Consider the following 1102-nt stretch of genomic DNA (forward strand, 5'->3'; position numbering starts at 1 on the left):
ACAGGGCCGCAGTGGGCAGGAAGGAAGGGGCGAAAGCCGCGATTTTTCTAGCGTTGGGCAGGGAAGGGCAGCAACGGGCAGCGGTTCAAACGGGTTCGACTCTCACTGCCTTCCGCCACTTTCAAGACGTAGGTTCGCCCCCTCGTTGCTCGCTACAGGAGCCTGATGATCCTGCGAGGGGGGGCGGTACCTGGTAGCGGATGATTGCCGGCTCAGGCGCGTTTCTCGCCTACGTAGGAGACCTCGTCGCGCAGCATGCGAAGGTCTACGGCATCCTGATTGAGGCGGTGGACGAGGCGGAGCATCTGCTGGCGCAGTACCTCATCCCGAGTGTTCTCTGCGGCGCGCATCAGCGCGAATGCCGCGTCTTCATTGTTGCTTGCTATGGAGTCTAGCGACTTGCGTACGTTGCGGATCAAGGTGAAACCCTCGGTTTAGACGCGTGCAAGGTAGGCAATGAATGTTACTGAAATGTTGCAGCGCATCAGCGTCGGACGAGTGGACAGGCCGAGAAACGCGGCTATCGTCATTTTTTTGCAATGTCGTAGAGGGAGATTGGAGCAGCACCCTGAGCAAGTGGGTGCTGCTCATACCTACTAGGCAAGGCCAACCGCATGGTTGGCCTTTTTTTTACCCGACCTGCCGATCTGAACCCGTATACCGATGGAGGCAGCATGGATATCTCGATTGAAAAGGTTGAGAGCAAGGGGACCGAGCAATGGATCGTCTGTACAGGCTCGCTGAAGATGAGCTTCAACGGTCAGCCGTCTGCAATGGCGTTCTCGAGCAAGTTGAAGGAACGGGTTGAAGCGCCCCACTCGCTGCCGGTGATCGACTCCGGGGCGTTCGAGCAGGTAGCCGAACTGGACTGCGTCAAATAGCGCTGGATGCTGCACGTCAGCGAAACTAGCCATGGCCACCGAACGACTGCGTCAAGAACAGCGCTGAAACAGGGGAACGGCAAAGCTGCTCGCCGTCGAAGCCCGCGCTTCGCTTCAGTCCCCGAGTACCTGAACGCCCTCTGCCTGCGGGTCGAAGCCGTCACGCGCCATCCGCTCGGCGAATGCCTGACGTGCAGCTGCGCCAGTGAGCAGTTGCGTTT

The 1102-nt window shown here is 59.1% G+C and carries 2 protein-coding genes; both read left to right on the forward strand.

The genetic code is table 11. The features are described 5' to 3' along the window. Positions 1–200: 200 nt before the first annotated feature. Positions 201–395 carry a hypothetical protein gene (locus J0A65_RS23815; RefSeq protein WP_206596754.1) on the forward strand — a complete coding sequence of 65 codons (195 nt, stop codon included), beginning with the start codon at positions 201–203 and terminating at the stop codon, positions 393–395. Positions 396–674: 279 nt separating this feature from the next. Further along, complete coding sequence (locus J0A65_RS23820; protein ID WP_206596755.1) at positions 675–881, forward strand: hypothetical protein; 207 nt, start codon at positions 675–677, stop codon at positions 879–881. The last annotated feature ends 221 nt before the right edge of the window (positions 882–1102 follow it).

The organism is Bowmanella yangjiangensis, from assembly GCF_017255015.1.
Classification (GTDB): Bacteria; Pseudomonadota; Gammaproteobacteria; order Enterobacterales; family Alteromonadaceae; genus Bowmanella; species Bowmanella yangjiangensis.

What these genes read in the sequence shown, in the direction of transcription:
- J0A65_RS23815 (WP_206596754.1), top strand. Translation starts at nt 201, where the DNA reads ATGATTGCCGGCTCAGGCGCGTTTCTCGCCTACGTAGGAGACCTCGTC.
- J0A65_RS23820 (WP_206596755.1), top strand. Translation starts at nt 675, where the DNA reads ATGGATATCTCGATTGAAAAGGTTGAGAGCAAGGGGACCGAGCAATGG.